At 59.2% G+C, this 13,203-nt stretch carries 13 protein-coding genes; 9 read left to right on the forward strand and 4 right to left on the reverse strand.

Translation table 11 applies throughout. The annotated features are described in order from the left end of the window. Both NW818_RS01705 and hisB read right to left on the reverse strand, forming a co-directional pair. Nucleotides 1-185 (reverse strand): alpha/beta hydrolase (locus tag NW818_RS01705; protein ID WP_414423672.1); only part of this gene is annotated, 185 nt, incomplete at its 3' end. A 135-nt stretch (nucleotides 186-320) separates the two neighbouring features. Further along, nucleotides 321-965, reverse strand: coding sequence for an imidazoleglycerol-phosphate dehydratase HisB (hisB, locus tag NW818_RS01710; RefSeq protein WP_414416231.1), 645 nt, complete (start codon nucleotides 963-965; stop codon nucleotides 321-323). Nucleotides 966-1,276: 311 nt separating this feature from the next. On the opposite strand from hisB, the gene NW818_RS01715 reads away from it, so the two are divergent. The 5 genes from NW818_RS01715 (at nucleotide 1,277) to NW818_RS01735 (ending at nucleotide 7,283) form a co-directional block, all read left to right on the forward strand. Beyond that, nucleotides 1,277-2,692: a RecQ family ATP-dependent DNA helicase gene (locus NW818_RS01715; RefSeq protein ID WP_414423666.1), complete on the forward strand. Its 1,416-nt coding sequence runs from the start codon at nucleotides 1,277-1,279 to the stop codon at nucleotides 2,690-2,692. A 105-nt stretch (nucleotides 2,693-2,797) separates the two neighbouring features. Continuing rightward, nucleotides 2,798-4,645: a glycoside hydrolase family 3 N-terminal domain-containing protein gene (locus tag NW818_RS01720; RefSeq protein WP_414423667.1), complete on the forward strand. Its 1,848-nt coding sequence runs from the start codon at nucleotides 2,798-2,800 to the stop codon at nucleotides 4,643-4,645. Nucleotides 4,646-4,944: 299 nt separating this feature from the next. Beyond that, nucleotides 4,945-5,238: a c-type cytochrome gene (locus tag NW818_RS01725; protein ID WP_369791762.1), complete on the forward strand. Its 294-nt coding sequence runs from the start codon at nucleotides 4,945-4,947 to the stop codon at nucleotides 5,236-5,238. Nucleotides 5,239-5,247: 9 nt separating this feature from the next. Then, the gene (locus NW818_RS01730; RefSeq protein ID WP_414423668.1) at nucleotides 5,248-5,919 is read left to right on the forward strand and encodes a diacylglycerol/polyprenol kinase family protein; all 672 of its coding nucleotides are present in this window, start codon (nucleotides 5,248-5,250) and stop codon (nucleotides 5,917-5,919) included. Between the two features lie 71 nt (nucleotides 5,920-5,990). Next, the gene (locus tag NW818_RS01735) at nucleotides 5,991-7,283 is read left to right on the forward strand and encodes a Glu/Leu/Phe/Val family dehydrogenase (RefSeq protein ID WP_414423669.1); all 1,293 of its coding nucleotides are present in this window, start codon (nucleotides 5,991-5,993) and stop codon (nucleotides 7,281-7,283) included. Between the two features lie 54 nt (nucleotides 7,284-7,337). Here the strand turns inward: NW818_RS01735 and NW818_RS01740 are convergent, their stop codons facing one another. Next, nucleotides 7,338-7,640: a hypothetical protein gene (locus NW818_RS01740; RefSeq protein WP_414423670.1), complete on the reverse strand. Its 303-nt coding sequence runs from the start codon at nucleotides 7,638-7,640 to the stop codon at nucleotides 7,338-7,340. 394 nt (nucleotides 7,641-8,034) lie between these two features. Next, nucleotides 8,035-8,292 carry a helix-turn-helix domain-containing protein gene (locus NW818_RS01745; protein WP_041436246.1) on the reverse strand — a complete coding sequence of 86 codons (258 nt, stop codon included), beginning with the start codon at nucleotides 8,290-8,292 and terminating at the stop codon, nucleotides 8,035-8,037. 320 nt (nucleotides 8,293-8,612) lie between these two features. Between NW818_RS01745 and NW818_RS01750 the strand changes: the two genes are divergently transcribed. The 4 genes from NW818_RS01750 (at nucleotide 8,613) to NW818_RS01765 (ending at nucleotide 12,803) form a co-directional block, all read left to right on the forward strand. Then, nucleotides 8,613-9,722 (forward strand): RpoD/SigA family RNA polymerase sigma factor, encoded by a 1,110-nt coding sequence (locus NW818_RS01750; RefSeq protein WP_414407108.1) that lies wholly within the window; start codon nucleotides 8,613-8,615, stop codon nucleotides 9,720-9,722. Nucleotides 9,723-10,371: 649 nt separating this feature from the next. Next, nucleotides 10,372-11,331 carry a COX15/CtaA family protein gene (locus tag NW818_RS01755; protein ID WP_414423671.1) on the forward strand — a complete coding sequence of 320 codons (960 nt, stop codon included), beginning with the start codon at nucleotides 10,372-10,374 and terminating at the stop codon, nucleotides 11,329-11,331. Nucleotides 11,332-11,384: 53 nt separating this feature from the next. Further along, complete coding sequence (locus NW818_RS01760) at nucleotides 11,385-12,377, forward strand: heme o synthase (RefSeq protein ID WP_414423673.1); 993 nt, start codon at nucleotides 11,385-11,387, stop codon at nucleotides 12,375-12,377. A gap of 147 nt (nucleotides 12,378-12,524) precedes the next feature. Beyond that, nucleotides 12,525-12,803 carry a hypothetical protein gene (locus NW818_RS01765; protein ID WP_414343242.1) on the forward strand — a complete coding sequence of 93 codons (279 nt, stop codon included), beginning with the start codon at nucleotides 12,525-12,527 and terminating at the stop codon, nucleotides 12,801-12,803. Nucleotides 12,804-13,203 lie beyond the last annotated feature (400 nt).

Here is a 13,203-nt window from a genome sequence, read left to right on the forward strand (position 1 = left end):
GCGAAGTAGTCAGGGTCGGGTAGTTTACGTCTCGAATCAAAGTAGTGCGCAGAGGTGCTGGGATCAAAATCGCGTGTGAGCAAATCTGCCAAAGCTGCCTGCTGCTCTGGCGTAAGCCGCCGCAGATAAAAATCCAACTGCCGGCTCACCGTGCCATTGTGAGCAAACTGGGCCAGATCCTCCACGGGCAAGGAGAACTCAATCAAACAAAGGCGGCAGAAACACCCCCAAGCGCTCTGCACCCCCCATCTGGCCCAGACCGAAGAAAACTGTCCCCAATCCCAGAGCCAAGGCCAACAGTCTCCGTGGCCAGTTCATGCCTAGAGTACTCCCTTCGAACTAGGGATCCCTTCTTGTCGGCGGGGATCCCGTTCTACAGCCATGCGCAGGGCACGGGCAAACGCCTTAAAACTGGCCTCGACAATGTGGTGGGCGTTGAGACCGGCAGCCTGGCGAATGTGCAAGGTAAGCTGGGCGTGGTTGACCACCGCCTGATAAAACTCCCGCACCAACTGGGTTTCGTAGCGGCCAATGCGCTCCGTGGGCAGCTCCAGGCCATAGCTGAGGTGAGGGCGACCCGAAAAATCCAGCACCACCTGCACCAGGGCTTCATCCAAAGGCGCCCAAAAATGGCCGAAGCGATGAATGCCCCGCCGATCCTGCAAAGCCTGCGCCAGAGCCTGTCCCAGCGTGATGCCCACATCTTCGTTGGTGTGGTGATCGTCGATGTGCAGATCCCCTATGGCCTTGATCTGCAAATCGATCAACCCGTGGGTGCTGAGCTGGGCCAGCATGTGATCCAAAAAGGGGATCCCAGTATCGATCTCATGGCGCCCGCTGCCATCCAGGTTCAGATGAATTTGGACATCCGTTTCTCCAGTGCGACGGTGAACAGAGGCCGTTCTGGGCTGGAGCAGGCGCGAGGAGTCGTTCGCGTCAGCGGTGCGGAGCACTTTGGCAGTCATGGGAAAAGTATCGAAGCAGGCGGGAAGTCCCAGCTCTAGGATCGCACAAGCCCGCCGCCATCGACACCTTCACCCATGCAGCAGGTGAGAATCCCTTCTCTGCCGGGGATCCTGATCCCAGCCCCCTGGACACGGGGATAGGTGTGACAGGGATCCCCTACAGGCAAGCCGGTGGGGCCGATCCTCTGCGCCCTCACCCCTTGGGAGAGGGGAGCTAGCAGGTTCAGCGGGATTTGAAATAGCCTATAAGACAGCTTCTCCCGAAATCGCTGTAGATTGCTGAAGGAAATTGTTGAAAAGGGGGTTGCCGTTTGCAAGATTGGCAGCAGATTCAGCGCGCCCTCAAGCAACACTGGGGTTACGAGACGCTGCGCCCACCGCAGGATCAGGTGATCCGCGCTCTGCTGGACAAGCGCGACGCGCTGGTGGTGTTGCCGACGGGGTTTGGCAAATCCCTGTGCTTTCAGCTAGTAGCCCTGCTGCAAACAGGGGTGACGCTGGTGGTCTCGCCCCTGATCGCCCTGATGGAAGACCAAGTTCAGGATCTCTGGAAACGCAAGCTGCCGGCAGCCTGTCTCCACAGCGAACTGGATCCAGCCCTGCGCAAGCGGGTGTTGAAGGCCCTTGAGGAAAACCGACTGCGCCTGCTCTATCTGGGGCCGGAGACCCTATTCAGCCCCCCCGTTTGGCAACGGCTGCAACAGCCTCAGGTGCAAATCAACGGCCTGATCGTGGATGAGGCCCACACGTTGGTGCATTGGGGGGGATCCTTCCGGCCCGACTACCGCCGTCTGGGATTGCTGCGCCCGGCTCTGGCCCCGGTGAAGCCCTCTTTTCCCATCGCCGCTTTTACCGCCACGGCTGACCCCCAAACCTGCAGCCGCCTCAGCCAAATCCTGGGGCTGCGGGATCCGGAGCACATTCGCGCCGATCCCCTGCGGGCCAACCTCTCCCTCAATGTGGCGATAGCCTGGAGCCCGGCGGATCGCCGTCGTCGTCTGCTGCGATTCCTGGGCGAGAATCCCGGGTCGGGTCTGGTCTATGTGCGCACCCGACGGGATGGGGAAGAGCTGGCCGAGTGGCTGGGCCGACAGAACCTAAAAACCGCCACCTATCACGGGGGGCTGGAAGCGCGATCCCGCCGCCGGCTAGAACGATCCTGGCTGCAGGGGGAACTGCGCTTTCTGGTCTGCACCAACGCCTTCGGCATGGGGATCAACAAGCCGGATGTGCGTTGGGTGCTGCACTTTCATCCCCCGCCCACCTTGATGGATTATTTGCAAGAGGTGGGGCGAGGCGGTCGGGATGGTGGCCCTTGTCGGGCCCTGATGCTGGTCTCGGAGCCGACGGGCATGCTGGATCCCAGCGATCGCCGGCGCCAAGCCTATTTCTATTCCCAGCAGGAGCGCCTTCAGGCCCGAGCACGCCACCTGCTGCAAACCTTGCCTCAGCAGGGATCCTACGCCGACCTGCCGCCCGGAGAGGCACGGGTGGCCTTGGGTCTGCTGCAGGAGATGGGCTGCCTGCACTGGCCGGATCCCTTTCGCTTTCAGGTGTTGCACCGCCGTTGGCAGCCTTTAAGACGAGAGGATCCCTGGCAAGGGATGGAAGCCCTCATCCACGCCCGCGGCTGTCGGTGGCAGGCGATCTTGCCCTATTTTGGCTACCCTGGGGAGCAGCCCGGCCTGCCCTGTGGCACCTGTGACCGTTGTCGGCTTTCTCGTTAGCCCTCAACAGCCCGCTGCGAGCCGCAACCGGCAGGAGTGGCTATCATGATCTGCGTTTCTGCAAAGGGAGCAGTTCCCCTTGCTGACGAACTTTCGGCTGTGCCTATGAGTGTTTCCGGATCTCCGCTTGAGGAACTTGACCGACCCTTGTCCCTAGCCCGGCAGGTGGCGCAACTGTTGGTGGTGCCGGTCTCGGCCCGTCTGGGATCCCAGTCTCCTCCCCGAGAGATCCTCAAACGGCTTATCCAGGAGGTGGGGATCGGGGGCATCTGGATCACCGAAGGACACGTAGCAGAAGCCCTGTTGCGGGTGGAAGAGGTGCAGGCATGGGCTGCTCTGCCCCTTTTGGTGGCAGCAGAGGCCGGTCGTGGGCTGGCCCTACAGGGGGCTACCTCTTTTCCCCATCCCCTGGGGTTGAGCCGTCTGGGATCAGAGGCAGAACGCTGGGCCGAGCAGTGGGGGCGGATCACGGCGCGGGAGGCGGCGGCCATCGGCATCAATTGGTTGCTCAGCCCGGTGGCAGAGCCGCTGGGGGAAGGGGCGCTGGCGGAGGATCCCCTATCTGCTTTGCAACTGGCGCGAGCTTTCGTGCGCGGATGTGAGCAAGCCACCCCGGGCAGCACAGGCGGGATCCTAACCACAGCCAGCTCTTTTCCGGGCAAAGGCTGGAGGGATCCGGTTCAGGCCGGACTGAAGCCATCCCCAAAGACAACAGACACCCCCTGGTGCCCCCGATTAACCCTGACCCTAGCCCAGCTCCAAGAGGGACCTTGGCTGCCCTTTCGAGGTTTGGTGGAGCAGGTGGGGGCAATCTTGGTTTCCCACGTGGTGCTGCCGGAGTGGGATGAGCGCTGGCCTGTCACCCTGCTGCCGGGGCGGCTGACCCAACTGTTGCGCCAGGAATGGGGGTTTGGCGGGCTTATTGTTGTGGACAGCCTCGATCAAGGCTGCTTGGCAGAGCTGGCCAATGCTAACGGGCCCAACTCATTGGCCGTGCGGGCTTTCCAGGCCGGTGCCGATCTGATTCTGACCCCCCCCGATCCAACGGCATCCTTGGCAGCCGTTTTGGAAGCGGTGCAACAGGGATCCCTCAGCGCAGCCCAGCTTGCCCAGTCGGTGACGCGGGTGCTGCGGGCCAAACAGCGACTCCTACCCGCCGCCTCAGCTCTCCTCCAACAGGTGTGGCCGGCCCTGGCAGAAACCGACTTCAGCGCCCTTGGCGGATGGATGGGAGCCAAGGATCCCACAGATCCAGCCCTCAACCGTGGCTCTCCAGCCGAGCAACTGAAGCCTTTGCTGTTGGGGGATCCCATCTCCAAGGACAAGGACTCCGTTCCGCGGACGCGAACGGCGCTGGGAAAGTTGTTCAACAGGCGCTCCCACCTGACCTCTGCTCTGCACAGAGCCGCACAGCTGGGATCCCTCTTGGCCGAGAAGGATATTGCCCCCTGTCAAGCGGCTATGGCCCGTGGTGGCGTGGAAGGAGGCCGGCCCCTCAGCCCGCCCGCAGAGCCCGGATGGTTGAACTGGATCTGGCAGGATCCCCCCTTGGGTGCTGCCGATGTGCAGTTGCAATCTCCCGCCCTGCATGTTCCGGCTGCCCTGGGCATGCTTCCTGTGCTCAGCGATGCCCTTACCCCCCTGCCTTGGCTGGAAGCTGCCCTAGACAACGCCCCAGGGTTGATTTTCCAAGGTTTCCTTGGGAATCCCTTGCCCAACTATGTGCTGGATTGGCTGCAACAGCATCGGGAGCGGGTGGCAGCGGTCGTCATTTATGGTAATTTATCTCTCTACCGCCGCCTGCAGGCGCACTTTCCATGGGCCAATGCCATCCACAGCCTCAACCGGGATCCCTGGGCTCAAGCGGAGGTGATGGGGCGGCTCTTTCCCAACCGTTCCCCCTCAGAGGGATCAAAGTCTCACGTGGCCCAGCCAACCATTAAGAAAAAGTAAATACCTTTACAGATTATTGGCAGGGAAAGGCTCCTGAGTTATCGTGTTGGTTGAAATGTAAAAGATTGAAACGGTTTCTCTCAGCGTTGTCTGTGTCTCCCTCCCTCTCAGAGACCACTCAATCCCGCAGCAGCCAGTCATCAACTGGCAGTTGCGTCGGCTTTGAGCAAAAGCGACTTCAGCCTTCATCCCAACAGCGTTTACAACCCTTCCTCAAATCCTTGCAGCGATTCTTTACAAGTGTCTGGGCTCAGAAAACTCGGCTGGGTCTTGCCCTCCTCGGCCTAGGGCTGGCGATATTGACCTGGGCTTGGCTAAGTGCTGAGGCTCGTCTGGATCCCTACACGGAAGCCGTCCTCAGCTTACAGGGGCAGGTTAGCCATGGTGCATCCTTGTTTGCCCTCAACTGTGCAGCCTGCCACGGAGAAGAAGCGGATGGGCGAGTGGGGCCCAGTCTGCGGGGGGTGAGCAGCCGCCGCTCGGATCGGTTTATTATTCAGCAGGTGACCGGTGGCAAAACGCCTCCCATGCCCCAGTTCCAGCCGGATCCTCAGGAGATGGCGGATCTGCTCAGCTACTTGAAAACCCTCTGAGGCCGTTTCATGGGCCTGGCCCAGCAGCTTGCTTGCTATGCTCTCTGGCTGGCCGCCGTATTTGCTTTTGCGGAATGGCTGCGCTCCCGGCAGGTGGACGGGGAATGGGTGCGCAAGGCCATTCACATTGGTGTGGGCAATATCATTTTGTTGGCTTGGGCTTTGCAAGTGCCTCGCTGGCTAGGGGTGGGATTCTCTCTGGTGTTTGCCGGCTTGGCGCTGCTCTCCTACCGAGTGGCCATCTTGCCCAGCTTGAATGGAGTCGGTCGCCGCAGCTTTGGCACCTGTTTCTACGCCGTCAGCATTGGCCTGCTGCTGTTTTGGTTTTGGCGTCCCCAGCGACAGGTCTTCGCGGTGATCGGCATATTGGTGATGACGTGGGCCGACGCCCTGGCGGGCTTGGTGGGCAAAACTTGGGGCAAACACCCCTACCAACTGGGATCCATTCAAAAAAGCTGGGAGGGATCCCTGACCATGTGGGCGGTGAGCAGCTTGGTGATTGCGGCTCTGCTGCTGGGGTACTTTGGCTTCTCCCCCCCTTTGCTGGCCATCAGCCTCTTGGTGGGGGGGATAACCATGGGGCTGGAGGTGTTCTCTTGGTGGGGGTTGGATAACCTGACCGTGCCCCTGGCCAGTGCCGGCCTCTGTTTCGTCTTGATCCAGATTCTCAATTATTTGTAACGCTTGCTACGGAACGTTCCTCTCCGGTTCCCGGCGGTATAGTGTGGAAACAGCCCTTGCTTCTCTTCGCCATGGCTGCAAGTCCTGCGCTGGCCTCTTCTGCCCCTCCCTCTCCCGCCCATATCTGTCCCCTTGCCCAGGCCTGCAGCTACCTAGATTGGGCAGCTGGCGAGCTGAAACTGGATCCCGGCTGGGTGGCGATCCTCAGCACCCCCCGTAAAGTGGTGACGGTGGCGATCCCCGTGCGGCTGGATAACGGACAAATCCAAGTGCTGGCGGGCCATCGGGTGCAGCATTGCAACGTTCTCGGCCCCTACAAAGGGGGGATCCGCTACCACCCAGCGGTCACCCTTGAAGAGGTCTCGGCCTTGGCGATGCTCATGACCTGGAAATGCGCCCTTATGGGCATTCCCTACGGTGGGGCCAAAGGGGGGATCCCCCTCGATCCCAAGCGTTATTCGGTCTCGGAGCTGGAGCGCATCACCCGCCGTTACACCAGCGAGCTGATCAAGGATATCGGCCCTGCAGAGGATATCCCCGCTCCAGACATGGGAACTTCCGCCCGCGAGATGGCCTGGGTGATGGATACCCATTCCATGAATGTTGGGCATGCGGTGCCGGGAGTGGTGACGGGCAAACCTCTCTCGATTGGGGGATCCCGAGGGCGAGAACTGGCCACCGGACGGGGGGTGATGATCACGGTACGGGAAGCCTTGGCCCGACATGGTGGATCCCTGGCAGGGGCAACGGTGTTGATCCAAGGCTTTGGCAATGTGGGCGGGGCAGCGGCCAGCTTGCTGCATCAGGCAGGAGCCAAAATTGTGGCGGTTTCCGGCAGTTCTGGGGGCCTTTATAACCCCAAAGGACTGGATATCCCCGCCCTCAAAGCCCACATGAAGGAACAGGGAGGCCGCATGGCGGGCTTTCCACAGGCTGAGCCCATCAGCAACGCCGACCTGCTGGTGCAAAAAGCGGACGTGTTGATCCCTGCTGCTCTAGAGAACCAAATTACCGAAGCCAATGCCCACCAAATTCAAGCCCGGATCGTGGCAGAAGCTGCCAACGGGCCAACCACTCTCGCCGCCGACCGGATTTTGGAATCGCGAGGGATCCAGGTATTGCCGGATATTCTGACCAATGCCGGTGGGGTAGTGGTGAGCTATCTGGAGTGGGTGCAGGGACTCTCTTACATCTTCTGGGATGAGGAGCGAGTTTATCAAGAAATGGAAGGTCTGATGGTACGTGCCTTTGAACGGGTGGTGCAAGAGGCTGAACGGCGGCAAGTGTCGCTGCGACTGGCTGCCTACACCCTGGGGGTAGGCCGAGTGGCGCAAGCCCTACAGGATCGCGGCCTTTACCCGTAGACCGGGAACTCTTGGCTCAACAAGCCTACTTGCCAAGGTTCGATTGCCCTTTTCTCAAGCCCGACGGCGTTCTTGCTCTTCCTGCTGCTGCCATTGCTTGAGCAGCTCTTTTGCCGCCTGCGAGGTAAAGTAGTCCAGCTCCATCAGCTTACGGTAGGTCAGAATTTGCCGCATCTCCAGGGGCATGTCTGCTTTTTGGTAGAAGTAGCGAATGCGATTGATGTTTTGCTCCATTTCGGTAAACTCTTGCTCCCGCTTCCTCTGCCTTTCCTGCTTGAGCACCTCATGGGGGGCAGAAAGGCGGTTGCTAGTTAGGGATCCGTTGCGTGCCTGTGGTTTTGCTCGCAGCAGGCACACGGTGGCCTCCGGTTTGTCGGTTGTTGGCCTTGCTGGAATTGAAGAAGAAAGAGAGCATCGGCAAACCTTACACAAACAGATAGACGGCCAGATAGACGGCGGCAGCTTAACGCCAAGTCAACAATATCAAGTTTAGGTGAAGAAGCCTGTGATCCCGATCCTTGTTGGAAAAACCCGTACTTCCGGCGCGGCGCTGTATCTCTCCGCCTCTCCTACCCCCTCGGATGGTTGAGGAAAAGCTGGGGTTTGGCCTCAAGCCAATCTATTCATGAGTCCAGCCTACCGTGTTTACACGGAAAATGACTGAGATCACGTCCGAGAGTACAAGGTATTTAAGTATCTTCACGTCCTTTTGTTCGGGATCCCTGTATCGGATGTACTTTCCCGCAGGCCGCTACAGGTGGGATTCATCTCCGCTCAGCAGCCAAGTGACCGATACCCCCAACGCCTTGGCAAAGGCCACCAGTTCCTTGTCGATGACGCGCCGTTTTCCCTTTTCCACCTGGCCAATTTTGACGTAGTCCAACTGCACACCGTACTTGGCCAAGCGACCCGCCAGTTGATCTTGGGTGAGTTGCAGCTTCTCCCGTACCCAGCGCACCCGTTCCCCAATCAAGTTGGCCGATGGATGGTGCCGGTCGTTAGACTCCATAGGAGCAGAAAGCCGTAAATATTCTTTTCCAGACTGAGGAAGTTGAGGGATCCTCACATGGTAGCCTGAGCTGGCAAGGTTCCCTTTTCCTGGGATCCCACCCGGCAGCCGTTGAGCTGACTGGCTCAGGAACAATCTTATCTCAAGGTCTAGATCGAAAATCGCTTACCGCTTTTTGCCGGGCAACCCCTTGCCTACAAGGACTTGACGGATGGGATCCCTGCTGCTCCCGCATCCAAGCGGAAAAATCTCCGGACAAAAAAGAGGGGCATGATCGATTTTCGCTCGCAGCAGCAGCAGAAACCTTTTTAGACTGGGAGATGAAGTTCTCTCCTCACCTGGCCGTGGTTTTTTCTCGTCCTCATCCTGAACACTCTGTCTCTTCGCCTCAGGAGTTCGACGATCTCTGGTTCGACCCCGAGTCTGCCCCTCAAGACGACCTCGCAGAAGTTGACTCAGAGCCAGGGGCCGGCGGATCCCGGTTGAACGAGGACGCTGTCGATCACTACCTGAATACCATCGGTCGCGTGCCCCGCATCGATCACGCTGAGGAAATCGAGTTGTCGCGCAAAATTCAGCAAAAGCTCCTCATCGACCAAGCCCGGCAGGAATGGCGGCAACGGCGGGGGGAGGATCCCAGCGATGAGGCTCTGGCCGAGGCCCTGCAGATTTCCGTATCCACCCTTCGCTCCCGCATCCGACAAGGGGAGCAGGCTCAGCGCAAGCTGGTCAACGCCAACCTGCGCCTGGTGGTCAGTGTTGCCAAAAAATACCTCAATCGGGGGGTGCCCTTTTTGGATCTGATCCAAGAGGGCAATATCGGGTTAATTCGGGCCACCGAAAAATTCAATGCCGAACGGGGGTTTCGCTTCAGCACCTACGCCCATTGGTGGATTCGCCAAGGCATTACCCGCTGCATTGCCAACCAAGCGCGGACGATTCGCCTGCCGGTACACATGGTCGACAAAGTACGCCTGCTCAAGCGCACCAACCGCGAGCTGATGAAGCTGCAGGGGAGGCGGCCCACCGAAGCGGAGCTGGCAGAAGCCTTGGGCATTAAAGTCAAGAAACTGCGCATGATCCAACAGGCTGCTGCTTTGCCCCTGTCGCTGGATGTGCCGGTCGGCCAGGAAGGAGAAAGCCGCCTTGGAGATTTGCTGCAAGATGAGCGGCAAGAGCAGCCCTTTCAAGGGATCCTCGTGCAATCGATGCAGCAGGATGTGCGTTCTGCCATGCAAACCCTGAAGCCGATTGAGAGGCAAGTGCTGGAGTTGCGCTATGGGTTAGACGGGCAACAGGCGAGAACCCTGCGGGAGGTGGGGGATCACTTCAACCTAACGCGGGAACGGATTCGTCAGATCGAGCGAGATGCCCTGCGCAAATTGCGGGTGGGCTATTCTTCGCGGGCTTTGGCCCAGTACATTCGCTAGTGGCTACAGGCCTGGCAGACCGATTTCCGGGCCAGCTTCTGCCCAGGGATAGCCTTTTTTCAATCTTCTTGGGTTGAACACCATAGCCCCTTGCAGCGGCGATGATAAGGATCCCTTATCCCCTGAGCCTATTGGGGCTGATGACCCCCCGGCTACCTCATCTTCACGACCAGAGCCAGTGGGAAGGACTTTGGCAGCTAACCTCTTTGGTCGTTGAGGAGTTGGCTGATCGGTTTCCTCTGGCGCTCAGGCATTGTAGTCATTCCAAACGAGATTGAGACACTCCCGCTGCCGCCCAAACGCTTCGCGCCGCTGCCGCGACCCCTCTCCCAGGGGGAAAAGGATTGGTCTGCTGGCTTGACTTCCCAGAGGTGCCTAGGATTCGGAACACCTGTGCGCCGAGAAAGAAATTCTTAAAAAGCCTTCGCCAGCCACAAAACCGCATTTAGGATTGGCTTCGAGGAATAGTCAGCGAGTAACCTGCGTCTTTGTTTCCAGATGGCCCGATACCAAGCCGGCTAGGCTTTTTCAGCCCAGCCTCTTTTTCAGTGCAGATGCTCGAGCCGTCAGCCCAGTCTTTGCTATGCCTTCAACTGCAATGGATTCTTCGATCTTTCATCAATCCCAACCTTCTTCCCAGCGGAATCCTGTGCTCTCAGACAAGCTTTCCCTGCGTATGGGACAAGCCCTACTGGGGTTAGCATTGGCCACTTGGCTGCTGATGGGGTTAGGCAGTGCCACCCGCGTCATGAATGCTGGGCTGTCCTGTCCAGATTGGCCCCTTTGCTACGGGGCAATTGTGCCCAGCCAGCAGATGAACCTACAAGTCTTTCTGGAATGGTTTCACCGCATGGTGGCTTCTGGGGTAGGCTTGGCTACGCTGGTTCTGATGGGGTTTGCTTGGCTGAAGCGTCAGGCATTGCCCACTTGGCTGCCCTGGGGTTTGAGCTGGGCTTTTGTTCTGGTCTTGACGCAAGGGATCCTGGGCGGGCTGACGGTCACGGAGCTGCTGCGCTTTGATATTGTGACGGCCCACTTGGGCACGGGCCTGCTGTTTTTTGCCACTTTGCTCACCCTGGGATTACTGATCTGGACAAGAGCCGGTTCTAAGGACTCCATCCTGCCGCTGCGACTGGGTGAAGGGCCATTTTCCGTCGGCTACTTGCCTTGGCTGGGCTTGGGGGCGGTGCTGCTGGTGTATGTCCAGAGCCTTCTGGGCGCCTTGGTGGCCTCCCAATGGGCTTTGCATCAATGCTTTGCTGCCGGCGAGCTGTGCTGGGTGATGAACAGCCACCTGCTGGGAGTTGCTCCGGCCACCCTTGGGGTGTTGGCAGTAGCGGTGGCCACCGGGCTACGGCGCAAGCGGATCCCCCGCCTTCTCAAGTTCTTGGGCCATGGGTCTGTTGGCCTGCTGTTGGCCCAGGTGGGGATCGGTGTTTTGACCTATCATTACCGGCTGCAGGTAGAACCCCTAACGGTGGCCCATCAGATGATGGGGGCAGCTTTGCTGGCCTGTCTGCTGGCTTTTACGGTGCTGGCCTGGCGAATGCGAACCCAGGGGGAAGAAAGCCAGTGGATGGCCATGACCGCAGAAATGACCGGTGAGTGAATTTCATGCAAGATAGCGTTTTAGTCGACCGTCAGGCTTCCTACCAGAACCCGATGGGGGGGATCCCCTCTGAGCAGAGCCCATGTGCTCTGGGGTGCGAGCGCCAGGCGCTTGTCCAGGTTTTGCGCAGCTACAGCCAGTTGGTGAAGCCCAAGATCATCGCCCTCTTGCTGATGACGACGGCTGGGGCCATGTGGATGGCAGGCAACACCGACCCGTTTAGGTTTTTCGTCACCCTTTTGGGGGGAGGAATGGCGGCGGCGGCAGCCAATGTCATCAACATGGTGTATGACGCCGATATCGATCGGATGATGGAGCGAACCCGTCATCGCCCCTTGCCTTCCGGTCGAATCCGAGCGCGGGATGCTCTGATTTTTTCGGGGATCCTGGCTTTGGCTGCCTTTGGGTTGTTGGCTATTTTCACCAACCTGCTGGCTGCCGGTTTGGCCATGTCGGGGATCCTGGTGTATGTGGGGGTCTACACCCACTGGCTGAAGCGCTCCAGCACGCAGAACATCGTCATCGGTGGAGCGGCAGGAGCCATCCCGCCTTTGGTGGGCTGGGCAGCAACCACAGGCGAGCTCAGCTGGGCCGCGTGGGTGATGTTCGCCATCGTCTTTTTGTGGACTCCACCCCACTTCTGGGCTTTGGCCATTCTGAAGCGGGAAGACTACGCTCGCGCGGGGGTGCCGATGCTGCCGGTGGTCGCGGGCGAAAGGATCACTGCCGCGCAGATTTTGCTCTACGCGCTGCTGATGGTTCCGGTCAGCCTGTTGCTGGTTTACCCATTGGGAATGCTGGGATCCTTTTATCTGAGCGCGGCGGCGCTGCTGGGATCCCTCTTGGTTTGGAAGGCGGTGCAGTTGCTGCAGGATCCCTGCGACCGAGATCGGGCGGCCTCGCTCTTCACGTTTGCCAACCTGTATCTGCTGCTGTTGTGCGGGGCCATGGGTCTGGATAGGTGGTCGTTGACCCACACCCTCTGGAGCCAGGCCACTGCGTCCCTCCAAGGGATTTACACCACGCTCATAGCCCTGGCAAGCTGACTTGCGCGAATGGGGGATCCCTGGGTTGATAACCCCCGTTGGCCAGCCGGTTTTTCCTCAAAATTGCGGCCCATTCTCAGAGAGTGACACTCCATACCGTGCAGGGTAGAATCAGCTAATCATTAGCCAAGCAAGACACACCCGGCCATGACCAATGAGGAAATTGAGACGCGGTTTGTCCAGTTGGCCGAAGCTGTGACCAGGGTGGCCAATACAGTTGCCCAGGTTACCGATGCTCAGCTTGCCTTGCAGACCCTTTCAGGGCGTCTCGCTGAGGTTGTCCTGGAATTGCGGCAGGAAGTGCGGGAATTGCGGCAGGAGCTGAGAGAATTGAGGCAGCGGCAGGCTGAATCGGATCAACGCTTTGAGGTTCTCCTTCAGGAAATCCGCTTCTTAATCCGCCGTCAGGGAGAGGGGCAAGCGTGAGTTGGGAAATCGCCTGGTGGAAGCTCCTGAGATAGGTCAGGATCCTCTCCGTGGAAAGGGTGAAAACAGCGGAGGATCCCTTGCTGCCTAAGGTTTGCTCCCAAGCAGAATACTTTCATTATTTCAAACAGCAATGAAACGGCTTGCTGCGTCGATCCCTAACTCCCCTCTCCCAGGGGGAGAGAAGCCGGAGGTGAGGGAAGGCCGCCTTACAGGAGAGGAGTTGGGGGTAGATTTTGCCGAGCCTTTGTGGACACTTAAGAAGCCCAGAAGCCTTGCTGGATAGGACTGTCTGGGCTTGGGGAGATGTTGCTGAACCGTTTCGCAACGCATAGTCACTTATCTCACCGTCAAGGTGAAACAAACAACCGCTTGCTTCCTGCTAAGGCCTCCGGCCCGC

This window comes from Synechococcus sp. R6-5, assembly GCF_047461775.1.
In the GTDB taxonomy this organism is placed as follows: domain Bacteria; phylum Cyanobacteriota; class Cyanobacteriia; order Thermostichales; family Thermostichaceae; genus Thermostichus.

Coding starts and splice junctions, on each gene's coding strand:
- hisB (WP_414416231.1), bottom strand. CDS start 965: ATGACTGCCAAAGTGCTCCGCACCGCTGACGCGAACGACTCCTCGCGC.
- NW818_RS01760 (WP_414423673.1), top strand. CDS start 11,385: ATGGGGGGGATCCCCTCTGAGCAGAGCCCATGTGCTCTGGGGTGCGAG.
- NW818_RS01720 (WP_414423667.1), top strand. CDS start 2,798: ATGAGTGTTTCCGGATCTCCGCTTGAGGAACTTGACCGACCCTTGTCC.
- NW818_RS01730 (WP_414423668.1), top strand. CDS start 5,248: ATGGGCCTGGCCCAGCAGCTTGCTTGCTATGCTCTCTGGCTGGCCGCC.
- NW818_RS01745 (WP_041436246.1), bottom strand. CDS start 8,292: ATGGAGTCTAACGACCGGCACCATCCATCGGCCAACTTGATTGGGGAA.
- NW818_RS01765 (WP_414343242.1), top strand. CDS start 12,525: ATGACCAATGAGGAAATTGAGACGCGGTTTGTCCAGTTGGCCGAAGCT.
- NW818_RS01750 (WP_414407108.1), top strand. CDS start 8,613: ATGAAGTTCTCTCCTCACCTGGCCGTGGTTTTTTCTCGTCCTCATCCT.
- NW818_RS01735 (WP_414423669.1), top strand. CDS start 5,991: ATGGCTGCAAGTCCTGCGCTGGCCTCTTCTGCCCCTCCCTCTCCCGCC.